This is a genomic window from Bacillus sp. JJ1521 (genome assembly GCF_036965165.1).
Taxonomy (GTDB): Bacteria; Bacillota; Bacilli; order Bacillales; family Bacillaceae_L; genus Ferdinandcohnia.
In genome coordinates, this window is record NZ_JBALOX010000246.1 from 1 (window position 1) to 631 (window position 631).

The 631-nt window shown below is 42.6% G+C and carries 2 pseudogenes (1 of these 2 cut by a window edge); both read right to left on the bottom strand.

From position 1 onward, the window contains the following. Positions 1 to 184, bottom strand: a pseudogene (locus tag V7147_RS23650) (VOC family protein); the annotation flags it as partial. 96 nt (positions 185 to 280) lie between these two features. Further along, positions 281 to 631: pseudogene (locus V7147_RS23655) on the bottom strand (NADPH-dependent FMN reductase) (it continues 163 nt past the right edge of the window).

Consider the following 631-nt stretch of genomic DNA (forward strand, 5'->3'; position numbering starts at 1 on the left):
AAGACAGCTATTGTGACTTCGCCCATTTTTGTCGGCTCCATTGTAAACTTCACGCCGTTTTCCAATAATCGTTCGTACTCTTTACGAATATCTGCAAGGCCAAACATTGTTACTGGGATGCCTTCGGCAAACAGTTTCTTTGATACTCTTTAGCGGCTGGATGGTTATTAGGCTCGAGCAAAAGCTAGAGATAATCGGAAGAAGTAATATCAATGAATCACTTATTTGCTCCATCAGATAATCATAATTATTATTGCGGGCCGGTCTTTTTGTTGTTCATTTAATTTTGTGATTTTACAAAGTCAATAAATGCTTCGACTTTACTGTCCAAGAAATTAAGCGTTCCTTCGTCAACTAATTGGCCTGATTGTTCATCAAACTTCTGATGGGCAAAACCGATTAGTACTTCATTTCCGCCCGGAGGAAGGATTCTTGCTTGAATGCCAGGGGCATCCAGAATTTCACGCAAATGCATTTGGGCACGGACGGTTCCGAGCATTCCCATAGTCGCACCGAGAGCCATGACTGGTTTGCCAATGAAAACCTTATCCACCCTCGAAGCCCAGTCCAAGGCGTTTTTCAAAACACCAGGAATCGACCAGTTGTATTCCGGAGTAATAATGACAACTCC